The organism is Kitasatospora sp. NPDC059795, from assembly GCF_042732175.1.
Lineage (GTDB): Bacteria > Actinomycetota > Actinomycetes > Streptomycetales > Streptomycetaceae > Kitasatospora.
In genome coordinates this window covers 202,255-228,420 of sequence record NZ_JBHWID010000004.1, presented here as the reverse complement: position 1 = coordinate 228,420, position 26,166 = coordinate 202,255, and the positions used below count along the sequence as shown (strand labels likewise).

The 26,166-nt window shown below is 74.0% G+C and carries 21 protein-coding genes and 1 other RNA gene; 15 read left to right on the top strand and 7 right to left on the bottom strand.

Features of this window, described 5'->3' with window-relative positions; translation table 11 throughout:
- Window positions 1-74: 74 nt before the first annotated feature.
- The 4 genes from ACFV4P_RS10610 to ACFV4P_RS10595 all read left to right on the top strand — a co-directional run bounded on the left by ACFV4P_RS10610 (window position 75) and on the right by ACFV4P_RS10595 (window position 4,495).
- Window positions 75-986: a carbohydrate ABC transporter permease gene (locus ACFV4P_RS10610; RefSeq protein ID WP_380469485.1), complete on the top strand. Its 912-nt coding sequence runs from the start codon at window positions 75-77 to the stop codon at window positions 984-986.
- Window positions 983-1,867, top strand: a complete 885-nt coding sequence (locus ACFV4P_RS10605; RefSeq protein ID WP_380469483.1) for a carbohydrate ABC transporter permease — start codon at window positions 983-985, stop codon at window positions 1,865-1,867. Before ACFV4P_RS10610 ends, ACFV4P_RS10605 begins: the two co-directional genes overlap by 4 nt.
- A gap of 68 nt (window positions 1,868-1,935) precedes the next feature.
- On the top strand, window positions 1,936-3,321 hold the full coding sequence (locus ACFV4P_RS10600; RefSeq protein ID WP_380469481.1) for an ABC transporter substrate-binding protein: 1,386 nt from the start codon (window positions 1,936-1,938) through the stop codon (window positions 3,319-3,321).
- Window positions 3,322-3,526: 205 nt separating this feature from the next.
- Window positions 3,527-4,495: a hypothetical protein gene (locus ACFV4P_RS10595; protein WP_380469479.1), complete on the top strand. Its 969-nt coding sequence runs from the start codon at window positions 3,527-3,529 to the stop codon at window positions 4,493-4,495.
- 278 nt (window positions 4,496-4,773) lie between these two features.
- On the opposite strand, the gene rnpB is transcribed toward ACFV4P_RS10595, so the two are convergent.
- The 3 genes from rnpB to ACFV4P_RS10580 form a co-directional block, all read right to left on the bottom strand.
- Window positions 4,774-5,176: RNase P RNA component class A (gene rnpB, locus ACFV4P_RS10590), an RNA gene on the bottom strand.
- A gap of 13 nt (window positions 5,177-5,189) precedes the next feature.
- Window positions 5,190-6,653, bottom strand: coding sequence for an MFS transporter (locus ACFV4P_RS10585; protein ID WP_380469477.1), 1,464 nt, complete (start codon window positions 6,651-6,653; stop codon window positions 5,190-5,192).
- 41 nt (window positions 6,654-6,694) lie between these two features.
- Window positions 6,695-8,149 carry an RNB domain-containing ribonuclease gene (locus tag ACFV4P_RS10580; RefSeq protein ID WP_380469475.1) on the bottom strand — a complete coding sequence of 485 codons (1,455 nt, stop codon included), beginning with the start codon at window positions 8,147-8,149 and terminating at the stop codon, window positions 6,695-6,697.
- A gap of 96 nt (window positions 8,150-8,245) precedes the next feature.
- Between ACFV4P_RS10580 and ACFV4P_RS10575 the strand changes: the two genes are divergently transcribed.
- Entirely contained in the window at window positions 8,246-8,761 is a 516-nt protein-coding gene (locus ACFV4P_RS10575) for a DUF3995 domain-containing protein (RefSeq protein WP_380469473.1), read from the top strand.
- Between the two features lie 97 nt (window positions 8,762-8,858).
- Window positions 8,859-9,659, top strand: coding sequence for a peroxide stress protein YaaA (yaaA, locus tag ACFV4P_RS10570; protein ID WP_380469470.1), 801 nt, complete (start codon window positions 8,859-8,861; stop codon window positions 9,657-9,659).
- 98 nt (window positions 9,660-9,757) lie between these two features.
- On the opposite strand, the gene ACFV4P_RS10565 is transcribed toward yaaA, so the two are convergent.
- From ACFV4P_RS10565 to ACFV4P_RS10555, 3 genes are read right to left on the bottom strand one after another with little or no spacing between them, the layout of a single operon-like run.
- A complete protein-coding gene (locus ACFV4P_RS10565; RefSeq protein ID WP_380469468.1) occupies window positions 9,758-10,912 on the bottom strand; it encodes a bifunctional RNase H/acid phosphatase in 1,155 nt (384 codons plus the stop codon).
- Window positions 10,913-10,916: 4 nt separating this feature from the next.
- Window positions 10,917-11,660: a zinc ribbon domain-containing protein gene (locus ACFV4P_RS10560; RefSeq protein WP_380469466.1), complete on the bottom strand. Its 744-nt coding sequence runs from the start codon at window positions 11,658-11,660 to the stop codon at window positions 10,917-10,919.
- 34 nt (window positions 11,661-11,694) lie between these two features.
- On the bottom strand, window positions 11,695-12,531 hold the full coding sequence (locus tag ACFV4P_RS10555; RefSeq protein WP_073812069.1) for a Nif3-like dinuclear metal center hexameric protein: 837 nt from the start codon (window positions 12,529-12,531) through the stop codon (window positions 11,695-11,697).
- Window positions 12,532-13,011: 480 nt separating this feature from the next.
- On the opposite strand from ACFV4P_RS10555, the gene lanL reads away from it, so the two are divergent.
- From lanL to ACFV4P_RS10535, 4 genes are all read left to right on the top strand, one after another.
- A complete protein-coding gene (lanL, locus tag ACFV4P_RS10550) occupies window positions 13,012-15,807 on the top strand; it encodes a class IV lanthionine synthetase LanL (RefSeq protein WP_380469464.1) in 2,796 nt (931 codons plus the stop codon).
- A complete protein-coding gene (locus ACFV4P_RS10545) occupies window positions 15,804-17,672 on the top strand; it encodes an alpha/beta hydrolase family protein (protein ID WP_380469462.1) in 1,869 nt (622 codons plus the stop codon). The genes lanL and ACFV4P_RS10545 overlap by 4 nt, the downstream gene beginning before the upstream one ends.
- Before the next feature lie 235 nt (window positions 17,673-17,907).
- Complete coding sequence (locus ACFV4P_RS10540; RefSeq protein WP_380469459.1) at window positions 17,908-18,051, top strand: VenA family class IV lanthipeptide; 144 nt, start codon at window positions 17,908-17,910, stop codon at window positions 18,049-18,051.
- A 584-nt stretch (window positions 18,052-18,635) separates the two neighbouring features.
- Window positions 18,636-18,788 (top strand): hypothetical protein, encoded by a 153-nt coding sequence (locus ACFV4P_RS10535; RefSeq protein WP_380469457.1) that lies wholly within the window; start codon window positions 18,636-18,638, stop codon window positions 18,786-18,788.
- A 156-nt stretch (window positions 18,789-18,944) separates the two neighbouring features.
- Here ACFV4P_RS10535 and ACFV4P_RS10530 read toward each other — a convergent pair whose 3' ends face one another.
- Entirely contained in the window at window positions 18,945-20,024 is a 1,080-nt protein-coding gene (locus tag ACFV4P_RS10530; protein ID WP_380469455.1) for a Zn-dependent alcohol dehydrogenase, read from the bottom strand.
- Between the two features lie 150 nt (window positions 20,025-20,174).
- On the opposite strand from ACFV4P_RS10530, the gene ACFV4P_RS10525 reads away from it, so the two are divergent.
- The 5 genes from ACFV4P_RS10525 (at window position 20,175) to ACFV4P_RS10505 (ending at window position 26,049) form a co-directional block, all read left to right on the top strand.
- Entirely contained in the window at window positions 20,175-21,533 is a 1,359-nt protein-coding gene (locus ACFV4P_RS10525) for a M48 family metalloprotease (protein WP_380469453.1), read from the top strand.
- A 73-nt stretch (window positions 21,534-21,606) separates the two neighbouring features.
- Entirely contained in the window at window positions 21,607-22,263 is a 657-nt protein-coding gene (locus tag ACFV4P_RS10520; RefSeq protein ID WP_073812077.1) for a class I SAM-dependent methyltransferase, read from the top strand.
- A gap of 230 nt (window positions 22,264-22,493) precedes the next feature.
- A complete protein-coding gene (locus ACFV4P_RS10515; RefSeq protein ID WP_380469451.1) occupies window positions 22,494-23,903 on the top strand; it encodes a hypothetical protein in 1,410 nt (469 codons plus the stop codon).
- A 7-nt stretch (window positions 23,904-23,910) separates the two neighbouring features.
- Window positions 23,911-24,891 carry an N-acetylmuramoyl-L-alanine amidase gene (locus ACFV4P_RS10510; protein WP_380469449.1) on the top strand — a complete coding sequence of 327 codons (981 nt, stop codon included), beginning with the start codon at window positions 23,911-23,913 and terminating at the stop codon, window positions 24,889-24,891.
- Window positions 24,892-25,098: 207 nt separating this feature from the next.
- The gene (locus ACFV4P_RS10505) at window positions 25,099-26,049 is read left to right on the top strand and encodes a hypothetical protein (RefSeq protein ID WP_380469447.1); all 951 of its coding nucleotides are present in this window, start codon (window positions 25,099-25,101) and stop codon (window positions 26,047-26,049) included.
- The last annotated feature ends 117 nt before the right edge of the window (window positions 26,050-26,166 follow it).

Here is a 26,166-nt window from a genome sequence, read left to right as displayed (position 1 = left end):
TCCCCTCGCCGACCCGTCGTTCAGGGACGACACGGTTTGGCCGGTACCAACGTCACGAAAGGCGGACGCGCAGCATGCCGACCGCATCAAGCCCTCCCGAGCCGAGGCGCCGGTTCGGCGAGCACGGTCTCGCCTGGGCATTTCTGCTGCCCTCGGTAGTGGTCTTCGCGCTCTTCATCCTCTATCCGCTGGGGCGCACCTTCTATCTGAGCGCGCACGCCAACGACCTGTTCGGCGCGCCCTCCAAGTACGTCGGGATGAAGCACTACACCGACCTGCTGTCCTCGGCGGACTTCCGCACCACGCTGGTCACCACGGCGCTGTTCGTGCTGTTCACGGTGGTTCCGGGGGTTCTCGGGGCGCTGCTGCTGGTGCTCCTGATGGAGGGGCGGATCCGCGGCGTGCGGTTCCTGCGGTCCGCCTTCGCGCTGCCGTTCGCGTTCTCGGTGGCGAGCGCCTCGGTGGTCTTCTCGGTGTTCTACAACCCCGCCAGCGGCGTGCTCAACGGGCTGCTGTCGCACGTCGGTCTGGGCCCGGTGGGCTGGCTGACCGACTCCCAGTACGCGCTGATCTCCATCGCGATCTCCACGATCTGGATGAACCTCGGCTACAACGTGCTGGTGCTCTCCGCGGGCATCGGCTCGATCCCCGGCGAGGTCCTGGAGGCCGCCCGGCTGGACGGCGCGTCCGGTCTGCGGCTGGCCCGGTCGATCACTGTGCCGATGCTCGGTCCCAGCCTGTTCTTCCTGGTGGTGATCTCCACCGTGAACGCGCTGCAGAGCTTCGGCCAGATCCACATCCTCACCAAGGGCGGCCCGGACGGCTCCACCCGCACCCTGGTGTACTCCGTGTACGAGAAGGCGTTCGCCTACGGCTCCAGCGACTTCGGCACCGCCAGCGCGCAGGCCGTGGTGCTGATGGTGGTCGTGCTGTGCTGCACCGCCGTGCAGTTCGGAGTCCTGGAGCGGAAGGTGCACTACGCATGAGCACTCTCACCAAGACGCCCACCGTCGCCGATCCGGTCCGCCCGGCCCGCCGGCCGGTGCACCTCCGCTCCGCGCTGGGCCGCGCCGGGGTCTACGCGGTGCTGGCCGTGGCCGTGTTGACGGTCGCGTTCCCGGTCTACTACGTCTTCGCCGGCGCTTTCATGCGCCCGGACGAGATCGCCAGCTACCCGCCCGCGATGGTGCCGCACTCGATCACCGGGGAGAACTTCTCCGGCGCGGTGCACGCCATCCCGCTGGTCCGCCAGTACGGCAACTCGCTGCTGGTGGCGAGCCTGATCACGCTGGCGCAGCTGTTCACCTCGGTGCTCGCCGCGTACGCCTTCGTGTTCCTGCCGATGCGCGGCCGCTCCGTGGTGTTCGGCCTGTTCCTGGCCACCCTGATGGTGCCGTGGGAGGCCATCATCATCCCCAACTACCTGACGCTGTCGGGCTGGGGAATGGGCAACACGTACTTCGGCCTGGTGCTGCCGTTCCTGGCGTCCGGGTTCGGGACGTTCATGCTGCGGCAGTCGTTCCGTCAGTTCCCCGCCGAGCTGCGGGACGCCGCCCGGATCGACGGCGCGGGCCACTGGCGTTTCCTGTGGCGGATCCTGGTGCCGCTGAACAAGCCGGCCCTGGCCGCGCTCGCCATCTACGTCTTCCTGTCCTCCTGGAACCAGTACTTCTGGCCGCTGATCATCACCCGCACCGCCAACATGCAGACCCTGCAGATCGGTCTGTCCTCGCTGCGGGACTCCGAGATGGCCGACCCCGGTCTGATCCTGGCCGGCGTGGTGCTGTCGCTGCTGCCCACGCTGGCGCTGGTGCTGTTCGGCCAGCGGTTCATCGTCCGCGGTCTGACCGCCGGCGCGGTCCGCTGACGGCCGCTCGACTCGCTTTGCTCTCACCACCGTTCCCGGTACCCACCCTCGCAGAAGAGAGAGAACCCGTGAAGAGAAGTGCCCGCGCGCTCGCCGCGCTGCTGGTGTCCGGCCTGGCCCTGACCGCCTGCAGTTCGAGCGGCTCCGGCGGCTCCTCCGACGAGTCCGGCGCCCCGGCGGCCTCCGCGCTGGACCAGGCGTCCGGCGTGACCACCGTCGAGTTCTGGCACTCGATGACCGGCAAGAACGCCGAGGCGCTGACCGCCCTGGTGAACCAGTTCAACGCCGCGCACCAGGGCAAGATCGAGGTCAAGCCGCTGTTCCAGGGCACCTACGACGACCTGATCGCCAAGTACAAGGCCTCGGTGCAGCAGAAGGCCACGCCCGCGGTGGTGCAGGTCTACGACATCGGCACCCGCTTCATGATCGACTCCAAGCAGACCGTCCCGGCGCAGGCCTTCGCCGACAAGGACGGCCTCTCGCTGGACGACCTGCAGGCCAACATCCGCAACTACTACTCGGTCGGCGGCAAGCTGCAGTCGATGCCGTTCAACTCCTCGATGCCGCTGCTGTACCTGAACGACGACGCGTTCAAGGAGGCCGGCCTCGACCCCGCCAAGCCGCCCACGACGCTCGCCGAACTCGGCGACATGGCCAAGCAGTTGACCAAGAAGGACGACAGCGGCAAGACCGTCCGCTACGGCTTCGGCGCGGCCATCTACGGCTGGTTCGTCGAGCAGCTGCTGGCCGAGAACGGCGCGCTGTACTGCGACGCCGAGAACGGCCGCAGCGGCAAGGCGGGCAAGGTCGCCTTCGACTCCGCCAAGGGCGCCGAGATCGTCCAGTGGTGGGCCGACCTGGTCAAGGGCGGCTACGCGGCCAACACGGGCCGTCAGACCCCGGACGCGCAGGCCGCGTTCAAGGCCGGCACGGTCGCCATGCACCTGGAGTCCACCGGCGTGCTGCGCGGCTACACCGAGGCCGCCAAGTTCACCGTCGGCACCGCGCCGTTCCCGAAGACCGCCGCGGACGACCAGGGCGGCCCGATCATCGGCGGCGCCTCGCTGTGGATCTCCGGCCCGGGCCACTCGGACGCCCAGAAGCGCGCCTCCTGGGAGTTCGAGAAGTTCCTCACCTCCCCGGAGCAGCAGGCCGCCTGGCACACCGGCACCGGCTACTTCCCGGTCAACTCCAAGGCGCTGGAGGTGCCCGCCGACAAGGAGTGGCTCGGCAAGTTCCCGCAGTTCCAGACCGCGATCGACCAGCTGAAGGCCACCAAGCCGACCACGGCGACGGCCGGCTGCCTGCTCGGCGTCATGCCGCAGGCCCGCAAGGGCGTGGAGACCGCGATCGAGCAGACCATCGCGGGCACCAAGACCGCCCAGCAGGCACTGGCGGACGCCGCCAAGGAACTCCAGCCCGCCATCGAGAGCTACAACTCCTCGGTGGGCTGAGCCTCCGCCAGCACCGCCCCGAAGAGCCCGGCCGCCGTCGCGCGGCCGGGCTCTTCGGCGCTGTGCCGGAGGTTCGCTGACAGTTCGTACGAATTTCCGTCGCGAGCGACCCACCCCGCCTGCAACACTGTCCGCGGCCGGGTGTATGAATTCTCCGCTGGATTCATCACGGCTCCAGCCATTTTCTCTTCGAGGGGGGACACCCATGCGTAAGAGCACGTTCAAGCGTGCCGCCGCGCTGCTGATCGCAGCCGGTGCGATGACGGCCGTCGCGGTTCCGGCGGCTTCCGCCGCTCCGGCGCCCAACGGCAAGATCAGCACCAAGGCCAAGGCCGCGTCGAGCGCGCGCACCATGCCGAAGGTCGCGCAGCAGGCCAAGACCGCCAAGGCCGCTCCGCAGGGCGCCGTCGTCACCCCGACCTACGCGCTGCTGAACGCGGGCGACACCCTGAAGTCGGGCGAGAGCCTGAAGGTCGGCTACAGCACCCTGACGATGCAGACCGACGGCAACCTGGTGCTCTACATGACCGCCGACAACGGCAAGCAGATCCAGGTCCTGTGGTCCACCAAGACCTGGGGCAACAACGGCGCCTACGGCGTCATGCAGGCCGACGGCAACTTCGTCCTCTACAAGCAGGACGGCACCACCGCCCTGTGGTCCACCAGCACCTGGAACAAGACGAACGCCGTGTTCGTGCTGGACGGCGGCGAGCTGCTGGTCGGCGACGCGAACGGCGGCACCCCGTACTGGCGGAACGACACCGGCTTCTTCCCGGACTTCGTGAACGGCCAGTACGTCGACTCGCCGGCCGACAACCTGAAGGGCACCGGCCAGTACGGCCAGGCCATCTTCGCGAACAACTGGCTGGAGTCCAGCACCACCATCCTGATCCAGCAGGCCGACGGCAACCTGGTGATCTACCGCAAGAAGGACGGCGGCGTCATCTGGGCGGCCAACACCCAGGGGCACCCGGGCGCGCTCACGGTCCAGGACCCCACCGGCGTCTTCGGCGTGGCCGACAACAAGGCCGCGTACTGGACCAACGGCACCTGGAACAACCCGGGCGCGTGGACCCGGATCCAGTCGGACGGCAACATGGTCACCTACCGCGCGGGCAGCACCCCGACCAACGGTAGCGCGCTGTGGTCCTCCGGCACCTGGGGCAAGGCCTGACCTTCCCGCGGGCCCGCTGGGCCTGAGGCGGTCCGGTAGTAAGTGAGGGGCGGTCACCGAAAGGTGACCGCCCTTTCGCTGTCTCCGAGATTGAAATGTCCGCGCCGAAACAACTCGCGACGAATTGGCGGTACGCCGACGAATCGACATTCGGACAGCCAGTTGCCCATTCCGGAAAGCCGATGGCGAAAACACGGAGAGTTGGCACACGATCACGCGGGCACGTATGCGGCATGCGGCGTGCGGCATGCGGCGTTCGGCGGAGAACCCGAAGGCGGCGGACGAGTCGGCCTGTACGCCGGGTTCTGTCTCCCGGGGTGCTTGCGCGGCCCGGGGAGGCGGCCATCCATCTAGGGCTGCCGTTGCCGACAGCCTCGTGCGGTCTACCCGCGAGCTCGGGCGAGCAGCCCTCGAACACTCGCGCACGACACCCGAGGGTGTCGATCTTGACCTTGCTCCGGGTGGGGTTTACCGAGCCGGCCGAGTCACCTCGGTCGCTGGTGGTCTCTTACACCACCGTTTCACCCTTACCCACCGCCGAAGCGGTGGGCGGTCTGTTCTCTGTGGCACTGTCCCGCGGGTCACCCCGGGTGGGCGTTACCCACCACCCTGCTCTGTGGAGCCCGGACGTTCCTCGGCGGGCCCCCAGAAGGGACCCGACGCGACCGCCCGGCCGGCTCGTCCGCCGTACTGGTCATCGTAGCCGCTCCATGGACGCACCCTGTACGCCGCCCGGTGCCGGATCGAGGCGGGCCGCCACCCGGGCCGCCGAGTCGGCCGCCCGCGGGGTGGTGGTGACCAGGCCGAGGACGAACACCACCAGGCCCAGTCCGACGACGATCCACCAGCCGGTGTGGGTGGCGGACGAGAAGTCGCCGGCCGAGGCGACCGCGCCGGCCACCACCGTGCCGATCACCGCGACGCCCAGCGACTGGCCGACCTGCCGGCTGGTGGACGCCACCGCGGCGGCCACCCCGGCCTGGGCCAGCGGCATGCCGGAGACCGCCGAGTTGGTGATCGGCGCGTTCACCATGCCGAAGCCCAGCCCGAACAGCGCGTACGCGGGCAGCAGCAGGAACGCCGAGGAGTCCGCCGTCAGCCCGGTCAGCAGCACGCCGCTGGCCGCGATCGCCGCGCCGGCCACCAGCAGCGGCAGGCGCGGGCCCCGGCTGCCGACGATCCGGCCGGACAGCGGGGCGGTCAGCAGGGTCAGCCCGGCCATCGGCAGCGTCCACAGGCCGGCCACCACCGGGCTGTAGTGCCGCACGTTCTGCAGGTACAACGTGTTCAGGAACAGGAACCCGGCGAGCGCGGCGAACGCGCACACCGCGGTGACGGTGGCCCCGGTGAACGGCGCGCTGCGGAAGAACCGCGGGTCGATCAGCGGCTCCGGCACCCGCCGCTCCCAGAGCGGGAACACCAGCAGCGCGGCCAGCGCGACCCCGGCCAGCGCCAGGATGAGCGGCGACGTCCACCCGTGGCCCGGCCCCTCGATGATCGCGGCGGTGCCACAGCCCAGCAGCAGCACCATCAGCAGCTGGCCGACCGGATCCAGCCGGCGGGGCCGCGGCGCCCGGGACTCCGGGACGAGACGGTACGTCAGCAGGAAGGCCGCCAGCCCGACCGGAATGTTGATCAGGAAGATCGACGGCCAGCCCGCGCTGTCCACCAGGAACCCGCCGATCAGCGGCCCGAGCGCCATGCTGATGCCGACCACGCCGCCCCACACGCCGATGGCCTGCGCCCGCTCCTTCCGGTCGGTGAAGGTGTTGGTGATGATCGACATCGCCACCGGGTTGAGCATCGACCCGCCGACCGCCTGCACCGCCCGGAAGGCGACCAGCCAGCCCAGGCCCGGCGCCAGGCTGCACAGCAGCGAGCCGAGCACGAACAGCAGCAGCCCGGTCTGGAACACCCGCTTGCGGCCGATCCGGTCGGCGACCGACCCGGACAGCATCAGCAGCGAGGCCAGCACCAGCGTGTAGGCGTCGATCACCCACTGCAGGCCGGAGGCGGGCGCGCCCAGGTCGTGCTGGATCGCCGGGAGCGCGATGTTCACCACGGTGTTGTCCAGGCCGACGATGAACAGGCTCAGGCAGCAGATGGCCAGGACGATCAGCCGGTGACGGCGGTCGGGGACAGCAATCGATCGGCTCATCCTCCGATCATCGCACCGGCCTCCACCGGCTCTGTGGCCCGTCACGCCTCCGGCACCAGCGCGAACCGGACGGCGCGGGTGACCGGATCGGCCAGGGTCAGCCGGACGGTCACCCGGCGGCCCAGCGGCAGCCGATCGGCCGCGTCGCACTTGGCGACCACCGCGGGCTCGCCCAGCTGCACCGTGCCGACGGTCGGCCGGCGCTCGTCCACGTCGACCACCACCGCCCGGAAGTCCTCGCCGACCCGGTCGTGCAGCAGCTCGGCCTCCACCAGATCCACACACGCGCGCTCCACCTCGTGCGCCCGGCGGTCGCCGCTCTCCAGCAGCGCGGGCACCAGCGGCAGCGTGTCCCGCACCCAGCCCGGGACGTCGGTGCCGTCCGCCACCGCCAGACAGATCTCCAGCGCGTACCGGTCGCCGAGTCGGCGCAGCGGCGCGGTGCAGTGCGCGTACGGGGCGGCCAGCGCGGCGTGCCCGGGGTCGGCGGGCGGGAGGGTGCCCCGGGCGGTGTCGAACGCGTGGTACCCGGCGCCGCGCAGCAGGCCGGTGCACTCGTTCAGGAACGCGGCGTCGGCGGTGCGGGCCGGGTCGAGGGAGCGGATCAGCTGCGGGTAGGGCAGGCCGTCCGGCCACGGCACGCCGAGCGCGGCGGCGACCCGGCGCAGCCGCGCGTACGCGGCTTCCGGGGCGGCGGGCAGGGTGCGCAGCAGGCCGGTCCCGGCGTCCAGCATCAGTTCGGCGGCGGCCATGCCGGTGAGCAGCGACAGTTGCGCGTTCCAGCCGTCGGCGGGCCGGGGTGCGCGGTAGCGGAGCCGGTAGCCGCCGTTCACGGCCTCCACCTCCTGCTCCGGGATCGGCAGGCTGACCCCGCCGCGGGCCTGCTCCTGCGCCTCCCGGAGCCGGCCGATCTCGGCGAGCAGCCGGAGCTGCCCGTCGGCGGTGCCCGCGTCGATCCGGCCCTGGACGGTGGCGTAGTCGAGTCGGCGGCGCGAGCGGACCAGGGCGCGGCGCAGGTCGGCCAGGACGAGCGCGCCGTCGGCGTCCAGGTCGAGTTGCCAGAGCACGGCGGGCCGCGGCCGGCCCGGCAGCAGGCTGGCGGCGCCCTCGGAGAGCCGGGCCGGGTGCAGCGGCACGGCGCCGTCCGGGAAGTACAGGGTCTGGACGCGGTGGCCGGCCTCGGTGTCGATCGCGCCGCCCGGGGAGACGTAGGCCGCGAGGTCGGCGATCGCGTAGTGCACCCGGTAGCCGGTGCCGCGGCGGGCCAGGTGCATGGCCTGGTCGAGGTCGCGGGAGGCCGGCGGGTCGAGGGTGAACAGGTCCAGGTCGGTGGCGTCGAACTCGGGCAGTCGGGGCAGCGAGGCGGCCCGGTCGGCCTCCGCGAGCACGTCCGGCGGCCAGTCGGTGCGGATCTCCAGGCCGGCTCTGAGGTCGGCGAGTTCGGTGTTGATCCTGGCGGTCTGGGCGGCCCGGACGCTGAGGTGTCGGCGCGGCATGGTCGCAGCGTAAGACGCAGTAGCGTGGTCGACGTACCGGATCGGCCGCGAAGCCGGTTGTGGCGCACGGGGTTTGACCGTGGGAAGGGGCAGGCCGTGGCAGGTCGGGCGGACATCCGGCAGGGGGCGGCGGCGGCGGAGTGCCGGTGCTGCGGGAGCACCGTCGCGACGGACGGGGTCGGGCGGCGCGGGACGCGGGCCACGGCGGCGGCCGTCGCGGGCACGCTGGCCGCGGTGGGCGGGCTGCACGCGGTGTGGTCGCGTTCGCCGTGGCCGTGCCGCGACCGCGAACAGTTCGCCGACCTGGTGGTCGGCGTCGCGCCGGACCGGCTCCCGTCTGCACCGGCCTGTCTGGGCGTGGCCGGGCTGCTCGGCACCGCCGCCTACCTGGTCGCCGCCCGGGGCGGAGCACTCCCCGCGGCCGGTCCCCGCCGCCTGCGCACCGCCGGCAGCGCGGCCGTCGCCGGCGTCCTCCTCACCCGAGGCCTGGCGGGCCCGCTCGCCTTCGCCCACCGCTCCCCCGCCTTCGTCCGCCTGGACCGCCGCGTCTACGCCCCGCTCTGCCTGGCCCTCGGCGCCGGCGCGGCAGTGGTCGCCGCCCGCGGTCGGTAGCACCGCGGCCGGCCCCGGCCCGAAGCCGGCCGCCACGGGTTCGTGTGCAGGTCGTTAGGGTTGACGGGTCTGTTGTGGGTCGTTGAAAGGTGTCGTCGTGCTGGTTCTGCTGCCGCCGTCCGAGGGGAAGGCCGCGCCGGAGGCCGGGGTGCCGGTGGAGGTGGCGGGGCTTTCGTTGGCGGGGCTGGCCGGGGCGCGGGAGCGGGCGTTGGCCGCGCTGGTGGAGCTGTGCTCGGGGGACGAGGAGCGGGCCGCCGAGGTGCTGGGGCTGAGCAAGGGGCTGCGCGGGGAGGTGGCCAAGAACGCGGGGCTGCCGACGGCGGGGGCGCGGCCGGCCGGCGAGGTGTACACGGGGGTGCTGTTCGACAACCTGGGCCTGGCGAAGCTGGACGCGGAGGCGTACGCCCGGGCGGAGCGTTCGCTGCTGGTGTTCTCGGGGCTGTGGGGCGCGGTGCGGATCGGCGACCGGATCCCGCCGTACCGCTGCGCGATGGGCGTGAAGCTGCCGCCGCTGGGCGCGCTCGGCCCGTACTGGCGGGCGGCGATGGACGGCGTCCTCGCGGCGGAGGCCGCGGACCGGCTGGTGCTGGATCTGCGCAGTTCGGCGTACGCGGCGGCATGGAAGCCGGCCGGTGAGGTGGCGGGCCGGACGGCGACGGTGCGGGTGCTGCAGGAACGCGAGGTGGACGGGGTGCTGAAGCGTTCCGTGGTGAGCCACTTCAACAAGGCGACCAAGGGCCGGCTGGTGCGCGACCTGCTGGCGCAGGGCCTGGAGCCGTCCTCGCCGGGCGAGTTGGTGGACGCGCTGGGGCAGCTCGGCCACCGGGTGGAGGTCTCGGCGCGCGGTACGGCCCGCAAGCCGTGGCAGCTGGACGTCGTGGTGACGGACGTCCACTGAGACGTTCCGCCACCACGAGTTCCGCCACCACGAGTTCCGCCGCCACGAGTTCCGCCGCGGCGAGTTCCGCCACCACGAGTTCCGCCGCGGCGACGCGGTCAGCGCAGGTGCGAGGTGTCGTTGAGCAGCCGCAGTGACGCGTTGCCGTCGCTGTAGTACTGGACGGCGCAGAGCGAGGCCGCGGAGAGTTCCATCCGGTGCACGGCGTCCGGCGGGGCGCCGAGGGCGAGCCGGACCAGGCTCTTGATCGGGCTGACGTGCGAGACCACCAGGACGGTCTTGCCGGGGTAGCGGGCGAGGATCTTGTCGCGTGCCTGCCCGGCCCGGTGGGTGAGGGTGGTGAGCGACTCGGCGCTGCCGGTGGGCTTGGCCTTGGCGGAGCCGAAGAAGGCGTTCAGGTCGTCGGGGTGCCGTTCCAGCACCTCGGCGTAGGTGAGGCCTTCCCAGTCGCCGAAGTCGAGCTCGCGCAGGCCCTCTTCGATCCGGACGTCCAGGCCGAGCCGGCGGGCGACGGCCTCGGCGGTCTGCCGGGTGCGGAGCATCGGCGAGGAGACCACCGCCTGCACGGTGCCGCGGGCGGCGAGCGCCTCGGCGGTGCGTTCGGCCTGCCAGACGCCCTTCTCGGAGAGGCCGGGGTCGCTGCCGGTGCTGCCGGAGAACTGCCGCAGCGGGGTGAGCGGGGTCTCGCCGTGCCGCAGCAGCACCAGCGTGGTGGGGGCGCCGAGGTCGGCGGGCCCGGCCCAGCCGGCCCGGGGTGCGGGCGCGGCGGGCAGCGGCTCGTCCACCGCGGCGGCGGCGACGGGCGCGGCGGCGCGGGGCTTGGGCTCCCACTGGCGGCCCTGCTTGCCGGCGTCCATCGCCTCGTTGGCGAGCCGGTCGGCCTCCTTGTTCTTCTCCCGGGGGATCCACTGGTACTCGACCTTGCCGCGGGCGGCGATGCCGCGGGCCTCGGCGGCGAGCGGCTGCATGTCGGGGTGCTTGATCTTCCAGCGGCCGGACATCTGCTCGACGACCAGCTTGGAGTCCATCTCGACCAGGATCCGGGCGTCCGGGTCGAGTGCGTGGGCGGCCTTCAGCCCGGCGATCAGGCCCTTGTACTCGGCCACGTTGTTGGTGGCGCGGCCGATGTACTCGGCGGCCTCGGCCAGGATCTCGCCGGTGCGGGCGTCGAGGACGACCGCGCCGTAGCCGGCCGGCCCCGGGTTGCCCCGGGAGCCGCCGTCGGCCTGCACGATGAACTGGGCTCCGGCCACCGGGTCAGACGCCCGACTCGCCGGTGCGGACCAGGATGCGGCCGCAGTTCTCGCAGCGCAGCACCTTGTCGCTGGGCTCGGCCTTGATCGCGTTGAACTCGGTGATCGAGAACTCGGTGCGGCAGCCCTCGCAGCGGCGCTGGTACAGGCGGGCCGCACCGACGCCGCCCTGCTGCTCGCGCAGGCGCAGGTAGGCCTTCATCAGGTCGGCGGGGATGATGTTGGCGATGGCCTCGCGGTCGCGGCGGACCTTCTCGGCCTCGCCGTCGATCTCGGCGAACTTGGCGTTGCGGCGGCCCTCGGCCTCGGCGACCACGACGGTGGAGTGCTCCAGGCGGGCGGTGAGCTCGGTGACCCGGGTCTGCGCGGACTCCAGGCGCTCCATCACCTCCAGCACCACGTCCTCCAGGTCGCCCTGGCGCTTGGCCAGCGAGGTGTTCTCGTGCTGGAGGTTCTCCAGGTCCTTCGGCGAGGTGACGGCGCCGGAGTCCATCCGCTGCTGGTTGCGGGCGGCGCGGCTGCGGACCTGCTCGACGTCCGCCTCGGCCTTGGCCTGCTCGCGGGTGGTGTCGCCGAGCTGGGCCTGGGCGGCGACCACCAGGTCCTTGAGGGCGGTGTGGTCGGCGGTGGCCTTGTCGATCTCGGCGTGCTCGGGCAGGGTGCGGCGCCGGTGGGCCAGCTGGTCGAGGCGGGAGTCGATGGCCTGCAGGTCGAGCAGGCGGATCTGGTCGGCGGGCGCGGCGTTCACGCGGGATGGCTCCTGTGTGTGGTTCGACGGGGTGTCAGGGGGTGTACGGCATCGGCGCGTGCGCCGTCCATGGGTCGGTGACCCGGGTGGAGACACGGGTCTCCAACGGCCAACCGCGGTCGGTGGCGCGGCCGGTGAGCTCGCGGGCGGCGAGGGTGAGCCAGGGCCACTCGGTGGCCCAGTGCGCGGCGTCGACCAGGGCGACGGGCGCGGCCTCGGTGGCCTCGGACGCGGGGTGGTGGCGCAGGTCGGCGGTGAGGTAGGCGTCCACGCCGGCCTTGCGGGCCTCGGCGAGGAAGGAGTCGCCGGAGCCCCCGCAGACCGCGACCCGGCGCACCTGCTGCTCCGGGTCGCCGGCGGCGCGCACGCCCGCCGCGGTGGCGGGCAGTCCGGCGGCGACCCGGGCGGCGAACGCGCTCAGCGTCATCGGCTGCGGGAGTTCGCCGATCCGGCCGCTGCCGCGGCGGCCCGCCGGATCGGTCGGGTCGGCCACCAGCGGACCGGTGACCTTCAGGCCGACGGCCTCGGCGAGGGCGTCGGAGACGCCCGGGTCGGCGTGGTCGGCGTTGGTGTGCGCGACGTGCAGTGCGATGTCGTGCTTGATCAGGGTGTGCACCACGCGGCCCTTGAACCCGGTCGCGGCGACCGTGGTGGTGCCGCGCAGGTAGAGCGGGTGGTGGGTGACCAGCAGGTCGGCGCCCCATTCGACGGCCTCGTCCACGACGGCCTGCACGGGGTCGACGGCGAACAGCACCCGGCCCACCTCGGCGTCGGGATCGCCGCAGACCAGGCCCACCGCGTCCCAGGACTCCGCCCACTGCGGGGGGTAGATCTCTTCGAGCACGGCGATGACGTCGGACAGTTTCGGCACCTGTCGAGACTACCGCGTGCCACGGCCCTGCCCGGCCGGGCCCGGGCCGGGGCCGCCCGGCACCCGTGCTGCGGACGGCCCGTACACCTGCACGTCAACGCGGTCGGGAGCGGCGGGCCGGGGCGCGAGCAGGCGCTTTCCGGGGCCCGAACCCACCGGTCGGCCGGTGGGGGCCCGGAAACCCCATGCCCACACCGGCCGGACCGAACGTATTCGAAAACGAAATTAGATCACCCTTAAGAGTGAAGTGACCCGGCCGGTGTTGAGTCACCCCCTCCTCGAAAGTAACTTCAGTCCTGCGAACGAGAGTTGCCTCGACCGGGGGGTCGGAAAAGGCGACCGGCCTCAATTCACGAACGAATTCGGCCGGCGCGGGCGAGCCTCTCGTGACTTCCGCAGACCGTGAGTCGGTCGAGTCCACCGCGAAGGGGTGTGAAGCAGATGGGGGCGGGCACACCGCTGCGCAGGACAGGGGGGCCGGTGCCGGTCGACGACGTGCCGGGCAGGGACGGCACGTTGGCGGAGGTGGCACGGGCGGCCGTGGCCAACAGCAGGGCCCGGGGAGGCGGCGGCGACTGGACGGTCGCGGTCGAGGGGTTCTGGTGCACGGTGCGGCCGCCCGGCCGCGAACTGCCCGAGCAGGGCTGGAAGCTGCACGTCGCCGCCGCCTCGGAGGTCGCGGTCGAGGTGCTGGCCTCGGTTGCCGCGGTGCTCGCCGCGGACCCTTGCACGTTCAAGTTCGCCGCCGACCGCGATCGTCTGCACGAAATCAATTCCCGCAACAGCGACCGGGCTTCGGCCGGGAAATTCCTCACCGTCTATCCGGACGGCGACGAACAATTCCGCCGGCTCGCCGAGGAACTCCACCGGGCGACGTCGGGAATGCCCGGGCCGACGATCCTCTCCGACCGCCCGTACCGCCCCGGCAGCCCGGTCCACTACCGGTACGGCGTCTTCACCGGCCGGGCGCAGCTCGGGCCGGACGGCGCGTACCGCTCGATGCTGCGCGGCCCGGACGGCGCGCTGGTCGAGGACGTCCGTACCGCTTCCTACCGCCGTCCGGCGTGGGTGGCCGACCCCGTCGAGGGGGCGGGATCGACCACCTCCGCACCGCCGGCGGCGAAGGGGCGGCGGGCCGGGGTGCTGCTGGACGGCCGCTGGGCACTCACCGCGGCGCTGCGGCACAGCGCCAAGGGCGGCGTGTTCCTCGGCACCGAACCCGCCACCGGCGCCGAGGTGGTGGTCAAGCAGGCCCGCGCCCACATCGAGGTGGACCGGGCCGGGACGGACGCCCGCGAGGCGCTGCGGCACGAGGCCGAGCTGCTCGGCCGACTGGCCGACACCGGGTTGACGCCGCGGGTGCACGCCCTGGTCGAGCAGCAGGACTCGCTGTTCCTGGTGCAGGAACGCGTCCCCGGCCAGGCCCTCGGCAGCTGGGTGGCCTCCCGGCTGCGGCACGACGGCGCCCCGGACGTGCCGTGGGCCGAGGCCGGTCCGCTGGCGGCGGCCCTGCTCGGCCTGGTGGAGCGCGTCCACCGGCACGGGCTGGTGCTGCGCGACCTCTCCCCCGGCAACGTGCTGGTCCTGCCGGACCGGAGCGTGCGCCTGGTGGACCTCGAACTGACCGTCCCCGCCGGGGAGTTGGCGGGCACTGCGGGCACCCCCGGGTACCGCGCCCCCGAGCAGGCCGGGCCGCACCGCACCGCCCTGGCCGCGCCCTCCGCCGACCTGTACGCGCTCGGCGGGCTGCTCTTCCTGCTCGCCACCGGCCACGACCCGCTGCTGCCGGGCGACGGGTCCATGGGCAGCTGGCTGGCGTCGGCCGCCCGGGAGGGCCTCACCGCGCGCCGACTGGCCCCGCTGGTACTGGGGTTGCGTGCCGAGGACGCCGAGCGGCGGTGGAGCGTGGCCCGGGCCCGGAAGGAGCTCGACGGCGAGGCCCCGCCCGCTCCGCGCCCGGCGGGCCCGCCGCCGTTCGACCGGCTGCTGCACGACGGGCTGCGTCACCTGGCGACCACCGCCACTCCGGAACGGCTCGACCGGCTGTGGCCGACCGTGCCCGGCGGGCAGCTCACCGACCCGTGCAACGTGCAGCACGGCGCCGCCGGTGTGCTCGCGGTGCTGGCCCGGGCGAGTCTCGCCCCGCTGCCCGAACCCGTCCGCGCACAGGCCCGGGCCCTCGCCGTGACGGCCGCCGACTGGGTCGAACGGCGCGCGGCTTCCGAACCGGTGGTGCTGCCCGGCCTGCACTTCGGTCGCTCCGGCACCGCCTGGGCACTGTTCGACGCCGCCGACGCCCTCGACGACGCCGGCCTCGCCGAACGGGCCGCGAAGACGGCACTCGACGTCCCGCTCGCCTGGCCGAATCCGGACGTCTGCCACGGCGCTGCCGGCGCGGGCTTCCTCCAACTGCGCGCCCACCGCGCCACCGGGGCGCGCGAGTTCCTCGAACGCGCCGCACAGTGCGCCCGCACGCTGCTGGCCGCCGCCCGCACCGAACCGTACGGAACGGTCTGGCCAGTGCCCGCCGACTTCGACTCGGCGCTCGCCGGGGCGGTCCACCTCGGGCACGCCCACGGGGTCGCCGGGGTCGGGGCCTTCCTGCTGGCCTGCGCGGACCGGCTGGCCGCGGCCGGTGATCCGTCCGCCGTCGAGTTGACGGCCGGGGCGGAACGGGCGGTCCAGACCCTGGCCGCCACCGTCCGCCGGGACGGCGAGGCCGCCTGGTGGCCGCAGAGCCACGGCGACCCCGCGCACGTCCGATTGGCGCACTGGTGCAGCGGCTCCTCCGGGGCCGGCAGCTTCCTGATCCGCTACTGGCAGAGCACCGGCGACGACCGCGCCCGCCGACTGGCCGAGGCGGCCGGCCTGGCCGTGCTGAACGCCCGCTGGCACAGCGGGGTCTCCGCCTGCCACGGCCTGGCCGGCAACGGCGAGTACCTGCTCGACCTGGCCCGGGCCACCGGCGACACCCGCTTCCGCCGCGGCGCCCACGAGATCGCCCGGCTGATCGCCGCCCGCGCCGCCCGCCGCGACGGCCTGCTGCTCCTCCCCGACGAGACCGGCGCCGCCTCCACCCCCGCCTACGGCACCGGCACCACCGGCCCCCTCGCTTTCCTCCTCCGCCTGCGCCATTCCGGGCCCCGCCTCTGGTCCGACCCCGAGCCGTACCGGGAGGCGTCTTCGACGGCGCCCCGAACGCGCCCGGGCGTCGAGCAGTTGAGCCACTCGACCGGAACACCGTTGCCCCACCGCACCGTAGGAGGATCCCGATGAGTACGGCGACTGTGCGCACCGCGTCGCAGGCGTTGCGGCGGTTGAGTTTCACCTTTGCCGGGGACGGGTCGCATGCGGCGTGCCTGGCGACCGGGGCCGACGGCGGCTGGTACGTGGAGAGTTGGCGGCTGCCGGGGACGGGGGCGGCGGAGCCGGTGGGGTTGGTGCTGCCGGAGGGCCGGGCGGAGGGGCTGCGGTCGCAGCTGGCCGCGCTGCCGGACGGGCGGGTGCTGGCGTGCCGGCACGACGGCGACCGGCATGCGCTGGTGCTGCTCGCGGCCGGGGAACCGGGCGGGCCCGCGGTCGAACTCCCGTTGGCGGCCATGCGGTTGCCGGGTCTGCGGATGCTGGCGATGCCCGGCCCGGCGGGGCCCGCGGAGGCGCCGGTCGCGGTGCTGCTCGGCACCGACACCCGCCCGGTGACCACGGTGTGGCTGCTGGCGGCGGACGGTTCCGCGCCGCGCGTGGTGGCGGAGCTGCCCGGGCTGTACGGCGGCGGGGTGTGGCTGGACGGGGCCGGTCGGCTGCTGGCGTTGGACCGGGTGGTCGGCGGAATGGTGAAGACCGTCGTGCTGGATCTTCAACTCGGTTCCACCAGCCCACTGTTGGAGCTGGGCGAGAGCAGCAACGACCGCCTGGTGCTGTTCGACCCGGCCACCGGTTTCGGCATGCTGCGCAGTGACGCGCCGGGCGTGGACCGGCTGGGCTGGGCGCTGGTCGGCGGGGCCGATCCGGTGCGCTTCCCGGACTGCCTGCACCAGCCGGGCCGGCTGCTGCGGCCGATCGCCCTCGCGCCGGACGGGCCGGGCACGGAACCCCGGGTGGTGCTCCAGATGGATCACGGCGCGGCGTCCTCGCTGGTGCTGTGGCAGCCGGGCAGCGGCCGGCTCGACCGGCTGCCGGTGCCGCCGGGGCGGCTCGGCGCGGTCGGCCACTGGTCGTCGGCGGGCCTGCGGATGCCGTACTCGGCGCCGGACCGCCCGGCCGCCCTCGCCACCGTGGACGTGGACGCGCTGCCGGCGGCCGACGGAGCCGGGTGGCGGCTGGACGGTTCGGCGGTGTCCGGGGACGGCGGCCGGTGGCAGTCGGCGCGGTGCCTGGAGCTGGCGGGTCCGGCCGGTCCGGTGGAGGCGGTGGTGTACGGCGGCGAGCAGTGGCTGACCGCCCCGCACCTGGTGCTGGCGCTGCACGGCGGGCCGGCGGACGCCTGGCGGCTGGAGTTCGACCCGGCGTTGCAGCGGATGGCGGCGCAGGGCCTGGCCGTCGTCGCCCCGAACCAGCGCGGTTCGACGGGCTACGGCCCGGAGTTCGCGCTGGCGATCCGCAACGCGTGGGGCGGGCCGGACCTGGACGACGTCCTGGCGCTGCTGGCCGGGATCGCCGGGCACCGGGCCGCGCTGGGCCTGGAGCCGCCGGCACTGTTCGGGGTCAGCTACGGCGCGTTCCTGGCGCTGCTGGCGACAGCGCACGCCCCGGCGGGGACGGTGTCGCGGTGCGCGGTGGTGGCGCCGTTCCTGTCGGGCGGCCGGCTGCTGGCGGAGGCGTCGGCGCCGGTGCGGGCGCTGACCACCCGGCTCGGCGGCGACCGTCCGATCGACGACGCCCGGGGTCCGCGCGACGTCCTGTGGCTCGCGGATCGGCTGCGCGCCCCGCTGCTGGTGGTGCACGGCGACCGCGACGAGGTGGTGCCGGTCGGTCAATCCCGCCTGTTGCGGCACGAGTTGCTGCGCCTGGGCCGGACCGAGGGGGCCGACTTCCGGTACGTGGAGGCGGCGGGCGCGGGGCACGAGCTGCTCGCCGAGGAGGGCTCGGCGGTCCTGCACGAGCTGCTGGCGGGGTTCCTGCGCACCGGCAGACCTGCCTGACCCGCCGATCCGCCCGACCCGCCGATCCGCCCGGCCTATCGATCCGCCCGAACAAGAACCCGCCCGAAGAAACAACCCACAACAGACTTCCCGCCGCGCGCGGGGGCCCGCCGGCCTGCCCGGATGCGGCCCGGAGCGCGCCGGGCGGGAGCCGGACCTGCAACGGGAAACCGCTTTCCGTCGCAGTCGTCGGACACGTCCGTGCCCGACGAGAACCCATAGGGGAGGAAACATCATGGAGAACATGACCGCGTTCGAGACCGACCTCGCGGCCCTGCAGGAGCTGCCGGAGCTGGAGTCGGTCGAGCTGGGCGGCCACGGCGCCGGGTGCCAGTTCACCTGCCTGGCCCTGACCTGCCTGATCTTCACCATCAGCTGACCTCGGGCCACCCCGGGCCGTGTCCACCCCCGAAGCGGGGGCGGGCACGGCCCTCCCGCCCGGAGTCGGCACGCGCAGGGGCCCCGGTAGCCCTCACCCGGTGTCGGAACCACCGGTGAGCGACCACCCCGCCCCGCACGTGCGACCACACCTCCGGACCGGCAGTCCCATGGTGCTCGGCGCGGCCGAGTCGGCACCGACCTGGGCTGCCGGTCCGCCGTGCGTGACGACCGGCCCGCTGCGGCGCCCGAGCCGGACGAAAGCATCAAATCGCGACAGACCGACGGCACTTGACGAAAAGCCCCATACCCACCCCCGGTACCGCCCTGCACCGGCGGGGACGCCTGGACGGACAGGCGCCCGGGCCGGGCCGGACGGTGAACGCCCGTCAGGGGTTTCGGGGCGCGACGCGCAGCGGTTTGGGTAGGCTCCGATCCGATTCGGCCGTTATCGTGGCCCCCGCGCGGGCCGACCACGAGGACGGCCGGCTTCCTGCTGTCCGGGTTCCGGGCACATCGGTGCGCCGTGGCGTACCGGTGCACCTTTCGCAGAGACCGCCCATTCGCACGGAGAAAACTGACCAGATGTCCGAGTCCATCGACGACACCACCGAGCACGACCACCGCGCGCCGGGCGCCGACGAGACCGCCGACGGCGTGGCTCACGGTCGGCACCGGGGCACCACTGCCAGCGACGACAGCACGGACGCGGACCCGCACGGCCGCCATCGCCGCTGACGTTCTGGCCGCCGCGGGCCGACGGCCCGCCGCACGACCACCTCGCACCGCCGACGCCCCCGCCCCCGTCACCGTCCTGACGGAGCCGGGGGCGTCGGCCGTCCGGGACGCTCGCCGGGCTCGGCCCGACGGTGCCGTCCGGGACGCTCGCCGGGCTCAGTCGACGGTCAGCACGGTCCGCAGCGCCTCGCCGCTGCGCATCTGCCGGATCGCCTCGTTGACCTCGGTGAGCGGCAGCCGGTGGGTGATCATCCCGGCCAGGTCGAGCCGCCCGGCCCGCCACAGCTCGACGGCCCGGCCGGCGGTGCGCCGGACGTCGCCGCCGCCGTACATGGACGGCAGCAGGCGCTTCTCGTTGAAGAAGAGTTCGCCGAGGCTGAAGGAGACCCGGTCGTCGGCCGCGCCGGCGCCGATCACCACCACCGCGCCGCCACGCCGGGCGGCGTCGTAGCCGGCCCGGACGGTCTCGGAGCGGCCGACCGCCTCGAAGACGTAGTCGAAGCCGCCGCCGGGAACGCTGCGGGCGGCGGACTTGAGGCCGTCGGGGGCGATCGCCTCGGTCGCGCCGAAGCCGAGCGCCCGTTCGCGCCGGGAGGCCACCGGGTCGACCACGGTGATCCGGGCGGCGCCGCAGATCCGGGCGCCCTGGACGGCGGCGATCCCGACGCCGCCCGCGCCGATCACGGCGACGGCCGAACCGGGCTCCACCCGGGCGGTGTTGACGGCGGCGCCGAGTCCGGTGGTGACGCCGCAGCCGATCAGCGCGGCCAGGTCGTACGGCAGGTCGTCGGGCACCGGCAGCAGGGCGTCGGCAGCGACCACGACCTCCTCGGCGAACGCGCCGGTGCTGTAGAAGCCGTACGCGTCGGTGTCGCCGCCGATCCGGAAGGTCGGGGTGGAGAGCCGGCGGAGCGAGGCCACGCACAGGTGGGTCTGGTCGCGTCGGCAGGCGGGGCAGCTGCCGCAGGGCGGCATCCAGCACAGCACCACCCGGTCGCCGGGCGCGAGGCCGGTGACGCCGTCGCCGACCTCGACCACCTCGCCGGCGCCCTCGTGGCCGGGCACGAACGGCGCGGGCTGCGGCAGCACGCCGGCCATCGCGGACAGGTCGGAGTGGCAGAGGCTGGCGGCATGCATGCGGACCCGGACCGTTCCCGGCCCGAAGCCGACCGCTTCGACGTCGTCGCGGACGTCCAGGGTGTCCTGTCCGGTCTTCTGCAGGATCGCTGCGCGCACGGGCTGCTCCCGGGATGAGGGTGCCACCGGCAGGCCGGTGGGAGGGGCGGGGGACGACGGTGGAACACGTTCTACTGCGGCGGAACGGCCCTCTGTATAGCGCAGAAACCGCTTTCCCGTCGTGTCCCGGGCGTGGCAGGATCCGCCGCCGTGCCCACCACTGACACCATCACCGACCCGTCCGACAGACCCGGCGCCGAGAAGCCGGTCGAGCGCTGCCCCGAGTGCCGGTCGCCACTCGCCGTCAACGAGCGCTTCCCGACCTGGTGCCCGAGCTGCGAGTGGAACCTGCTGCCGCCCGAGCCGCCCGCCGAGCACCTCACGCCGCGTCAGCGGCGCAGGGCGGAGAAGGCCGAGCGCCGGGCCGAGGCGGCCCGGCGGGACGTCCGGGAGCGGTCCGAGCAGGTGTTCAAGCTGGTCGCGGAGGACGGCTCCGACCTCCAGGACTCCTCGACGGTGGCGGCGTACGCGCTGGCGGGGGCGGTCCACCTGGTCTCGCTCTCGGTCTTCCTGCTCGGCATCGCCCTGGTCACGGGGCTGCTGCTGCCGGCCTGGACGAACCGGCTGCTCGGCGTGGTCGCGCTGGCCGTCGCCTGTCTGCTGCGGCCCCGGCTGGGCCGCCCGGCCCGCGAGGGCGTGCTGGACCGCGCCACCGCACCGACCCTGTACGCGCTGGTGGACCGGATCGCCGAGGAGGTGGGCGCGACGAAGGTCGACACGATCGTGGTGGACGGGGACTGGAACCTCTCGTTCGCCGTGCTCGGGCTGCGCCGGCGGCGGCAGTTGACCATCGGCCTGCCGCTGTGGACGGTGCTCGCGCCGCAGCAGCGGGTCTCGGTGCTCGCGCACGAGCTCGGACGCTGCGTCAACGGCGACAACCGGCGCGGCCTGTGGACCGGTTCGGCGACCGCCGCGCTGGTCGAGTGGTGCAGGCTGACCGCGCCGAAGCGGACCCGGCTCGGAACCGGCTCGTCCGGACTGATGATGCTGATCGCCGATTCGGTGGCGAACCACGTCCTCTGGGTGGTCAACCGGGCGGCGTACGGGCTGGCGCTGGTGATGAACCGGCTGTCGCTGCGCTCGGGGCAGGCCGCCGAGTACCGGGCCGACCGGCTGTCCGTCCGGCTGACCTCGGTCGCCGACACCCGGGGCGCGCTCACCTCGTCGCTGCACTGGCCGACCTTCGAGACGGTGGTGCTCCGTCAGCGCACCCTCCCCCGGCGGCGGGCCGACGGCGGGCAGTCCGCCCACCCGGACCTGTGGCAGTCGCTGGCCGAGGCCGTCCGCACCGTCCCGCCGATGGAGACCGAACGCCGGCTGCGGGTCGCCGCACGGCAGGGCGACGCCGTGGACGGCTCGCACCCGCCGACCCACCTGCGGCTGCGGATGCTCACCGCCACCGCCCCCGAGCAGCACCGGCACCCGGTGGTGCTGGACTCCGGCCGGGCCGCCCTGATCGAGGCCGAACTCGCCGAGCTCCGCCGCCGGGTCGCCGGCAAGCTGGTATAGGCCCGGGGAAGGGCGTTCCTACCATCCAGTAGGGTCCTGGTCAGTCGCCCGACCAGCCCCGCAGGAGCGCCCGATGACCGACCCGTCCGCCGCGGCCACGCCCGACCCGCAGGTGCTCGCCGCGTTCCGCGCCGCCACCGGCTTCATGCCCGAGGACGAGGGCCTGGCGCTGTACGCGGCCGCGCTGGACGCCGCCGGGCGGACCGGGCTGCCGGTGCTGGAGATCGGCACCTACTGCGGGCGTTCGGCGATCCTGCTGGCCGACGCCGCCCGCCGCGCCGGCACGGTCGCCCTGACCGTCGACCACCACCGCGGCTCCGAGGAGCAGCAGCCCGGCTGGGAGTACCACGACCCCGGGCTGGTCGACCCGGAGGTCGGGCTGATGGACACCCTGCCGCGGTTCCGCCGCACCCTGCACGCGGCCGGGCTGGAGCCGCACGTGGTGGCGCTGGTCGGCCGCTCCCCGCAGATCGCGGCGGTGTGGCAGAGCCCGCTCGCGCTGGTGTTCATCGACGGCGGGCACACCGACGAGCACGCCACCGGCGACTACCGGGGCTGGGTCCCGCACCTGGCCGAGGACGGCCTGCTGGTGGTCCACGACGTCTTCCCCGACCCGGCGGACGGCGGCCAGGCCCCGTACCGGGTGTACCTGCGGGCGCTGGACGAGGGCTTCGAGGAGGTCTCGGTGACGGGCTCGCTGCGGGTGCTGCGCCGCGCCGCCGCGTCCTGACCCACCTTCACCACTGCTCCACGGCCGGGCCCGATTTTCCGGCCCCGGCCGGGAACGATCATCGCCGTTCCGGCGTCGTCCCCACCGCGACGCCTTGCGGACCGCCGTGACCCGCCGCGCCGACGGCCGGTACGGTGTCGGGGCGGCAGACGGCGGACGGCCGGTGCGGGGCACGGTCGGACGACGACGGCAGGCATCGGCGGGTCAGTAGGCGGGGGCGAGGACAGCGCATGACGGAACAGGGCAAGGCCGCGCGAGCGGTGTGGGATCCGACCGCGAACAACGGCGCGGGCGGCTGGGTCCGCCGGCCGATGGCGGACGACCCGGCGGCCGCGGGTCCGGCCACCACGGCGATCCCGCTGCCGAAGTTCGACGCCGGCCCGGTCACGCCCGTCGCCCCGGTGTCCCCGGTGCCCCCGCTGCCGCCGCAGCCCGAGGCGACGCCGACCGCCGTGGCCCCCGGCCCGGCGACCCCGGTCCGCGGCCCGCAGCAGGCCCCCGCGCCGATCCCCGCACCGGCGCCTGCGCCACAGCCCGCCGCCCAGCAGCCCCAGCAGCCCCCGGCGGCCCCGCAGCAGACCTTCGGCGGTCAGCAGTTCCCGCCGCCGGGCCAGAGCTACGGCGGCCCGCAGCAGTTCGACCAACAGCCGTACGAACAGCAGCAGTTCGGTGCCCCGCAGCCCCCGCCGGGACCGCCCGGACCCCCGGGACCGCCGCCGAGCTTCGGCGGCCAGCAGACCTTCGGCGGCCAGCAGTTCCCGCCGCCCGGCCAGAGCTACGGCGGCCAGCAGCAGTTCGACCAGTTCGGCCAACAGCCCTACCAGCAGCCGCAGTTCGGCGGCCCGCAGCCGAGTTACGGCGGCCAGCAGAGCTTCGGCGGCCAGCAGCAGTTCGCGGGCGGATTCGCCGGGCAGGAGCCCGAGTTCGACTACGAGGACGACCCGCGGCGGCGGCGCACCCCGGTGCTGGTGGGCGCGGCGGTGGCGCTGCTGGTGCTGATCGGCGTCGGCGTGGTGTGGGCGGTGAAGAACAGCGACAGCGGGACGCCCGAGGCGAAGGGCGGCGCTTCCGCCCCGGCGCCGGCCCCGCAGGGCGGCCAGGGCGGCGGCGCCGCGCCGTCGACCTCGCCGTCCGCCGACCCGTCCGCGTCGCCGTCGAGCTCGTCCTCGGCCGGTCCGGGGGCCTCGGCCCAGGCGAAGGCGCTGGACGCGTTGCTGACGAAGGGCGAGAACGCGAAGGCGCCGATCGGCAACGCGGTGGCGAAGGTGCGCAGCTGCCCGCCGAAGGCGGAGATCGACGCGGCCGCGAAGGTGTTCGACACGGGTGCCCAGCAGCGCGACCAACTGCTCGCCGATCTGGCCCAGTTGCACACCGACAACCTGCCGGGCGGGCCGGAGGCGGTGGCGAAGCTGAAGGACGCCTGGCAGCAGTCCGGGGACATCGACCGGGCGTACGCGGCGTGGGCCCGCACCGTCTCCTCGCAGGGCTGCGCGAACAACACGGTGCCCAGCACGGCCGACCTGAGCCGTGCCAACGACCTCAACCCGCAGGCCACCCAGTCCAAGAAGGACTTCGTGGCGAAATGGAAGCCGATCGCCGACACCTACGGTCTGACGGTTCGTACCTGGGACAGGATCTGAGGAACTCGTGACCGGCCGCACCACCCCGCCCCCCGTCGAGCCCGACCCGTACCCCGGCCCGGAGCGGCGCACCGCGCGCCGGCGGCCGGCCGTGAAGCTGGCGAGCGTGGTGCTGCCGGTCTGCCTGATCGGCTGGCTGGGCTGGCAGGCCGTCGCGAACAGCGCGCGGGACGTCACCGCGCACCCCTCGGTGTCGCCGCACTACGCGGAGGGCGACCGGGTCGACGCCTCCGACCCGCCCGCGCCGGGGGGCGGCCCGTCCGCCGACGAGGCCGCGCCGTCGTCGTCCCCGTCGCCGTCCGCGAGCGCGTCGAACCGTCCGCTGTCCGGGAAGACGGTGCTGCTCGACCCGGGCCACAACGCGGGCAACGTCAAGCACACCTCCGACATCAACCGGCAGGTGAGCATCGGCAACAGCCGCAAGGAGTGCGACACCACCGGCACGTCCACCAACGCGGGCTACTCGGAGGCCGACTTCACCCTGGACGTGGTGCACCGGGCGCGGCAGATCCTCCAGGACCGGGGCGCGACCGTGACGCTCACCCAGGACGGTGACCGGCCGTGGGGTCCGTGCATCGACGAGCGGGCCCGGATCGGCAACGAGGCGAAGGCGGACGCGGCGGTCTCCGTCCACGCGGACGGCGCGCCGGCGTCCGGCAGCGGCTTCCACGTGATCATGCCGGCGAAGGTGGTGTCCGGCCCGGCCGACACCTCGGCGATCGTCGATCCCTCGCACCGGCTCGGCGTGCTGCTGCGCGACACGTTCACGTCCGGCACCGGTGAGCCGACGTCGAGCTACATCGGCCGGCAGGGCCTCGACACGCGCAGCGACCTGGGAGGACTCAACCTGTCGAAGATCCCGAAGGTGTTCATCGAGTGTGGCAACATGCGCAACACCGGCGACGCCGGACGGATGTCCGACCCGGAGTGGCGTCAGCGCGCCGCGCAGGCCGTCGCCGATGCTCTGACCAGCTATCTCACGGGGTGAGCCGACCAGCCCGAACCGACCGTCCCGTACCCGTCCTGTCCTCGTGCCGGATGCTCCTCCCGGTTGTCCGGTTCGTACCGGATCCGGAGGGCGCTGTGCACACGGCGTCGCGTTGGCCCTAGGCTTTTGCCCCGTCGTACCGCTCCGGTACCACGGGGGCTCGGTCACCGCCCGCCGACCACGACTACACCAATGAGGGGAACGTCAGTGAACCTGCGCGCTCTCACCAGGGGAGACGCCGCCGTCGCCGGTGCGGCGGTCCTGCTCCTGATTTCGTCCTTCCTGCCCTTCCGGAAGCTCGACTGCTCCGGCAAGTACTGCCCGGCCGACGCGTCGTCGAACGCCTGGGCCTCGGGTCTGTTCCCGTTGCTGCCGTCGGTGGTGCTCACCGGCCTGATCGGCGCGGCGCTGATCCTGCTGTTCCGCTTGCAGAAGGAGAACTGGGGCACCAAGCAGGTCGCCGGTCTGCGGCTGGACCAGTGGGGCACGGCGCTGTCCGTGCTCTCGTTCTGGGGCTGCCTGTGGACGCTGCTCGGCTGCCCGACCGCCCTCACCAACGGCGTCGGCGCCTACCTGTCGCTGCTCTCCACGCTGGCGCTGGCGGGCGCGGTGATCGCCGGTCCGCTCGTCCCGGCCCTGCAGGGCCCGCTGCTGTCGGACGCCCCGTCCCCCGCGGCGACCACCCCGCAGCCGTTCCCGCCGTACGGCGGCCAGCCGGGTCAGCCCGGCGCGTACGGCTACCCGGGCGGGCAGCAGCAGCCGTTCCCCGGCCAGCAGCAGCCGCAGGCCGACCAGACGGTGCCCGCCGCCCAGCAGTTCGGCGGCCAGCCCGCCGGCGGCTACGGCTACCCGGCGCCCGCGCAGGCCTCCGCCCCGGCCCCGCAGCCGGCCGCGCAGCAGCCCACCGCCGTCCAGCCGGCCATCCAGGACCAGGTTCCGCCGCAGGCCGCGGCCGCTCCGTTCGCGCCGTTCTGGTTCGCCGTTCCGGCGGTCCGTCAGCTGGCCAACAAGGACAACCCGGCGGCCCCGCCGGTCGGCGACCTGGTGCCCGGCACCTGGTACCTGGCGGTCGACCAGCGCGGCGCCGCGCTCGTCGCCCAGCTGCCCGACGGCACCCACGGCGTCCTCAACGACACTGCGGGCATCCAGCGCGGCTGACGCCCGCTCAGGGGCGTGCGTCGGCCGACGCACAACCCCGCGTACACCAAGAGGAGTAGGCCGCAGGAGTGGCCCCACACTGCCCGGCCCCGCGGGGCGGCGGGCGGAAGACGAGCG